Source organism: Saccharothrix sp. ST-888 (assembly GCF_000955975.1).
Taxonomy (GTDB): domain Bacteria; phylum Actinomycetota; class Actinomycetes; order Streptomycetales; family Streptomycetaceae; genus Kitasatospora.
The window spans coordinates 1-262 of record NZ_JYJF01001087.1 but is presented as its reverse complement, the minus strand read 5'-3'; the positions used below and the strand labels follow the sequence as shown (position 1 = coordinate 262).

Annotated in this window: 1 protein-coding gene; it reads left to right on the top strand. The window is 74.8% G+C overall.

Annotated features, from left to right (window positions below):
• Positions 1–262: KR domain-containing protein (locus UK12_RS35735; protein WP_045307395.1), on the top strand; the 262-nt coding region annotated here is incomplete at both ends.

The following is a 262-nucleotide window of genomic DNA, read 5'->3' as shown; positions in this document are numbered from 1 at the left end:
GGAGCGTCTGGACGCCGTGCTGCGGCCGAAGGTGGACGCGGCGCTCAACCTGCACGAGCTGACCGCCGGTCTCGACCTGACCGCGTTCGTCCTCTTCTCGTCCGCCGCCGGCACCCTGAGCAGCCCCGGCCAGGGCAACTACGCTGCCGCGAACGTCTTCCTCGACGCCCTGGCCACCCAGCGCCGCGCCCAGGGCCTCGCGGCCACCGCGCTCGCCTGGGGCCCGTGGGCCGACAGCAGCGGCATGGTCGGCAGCCTGGAC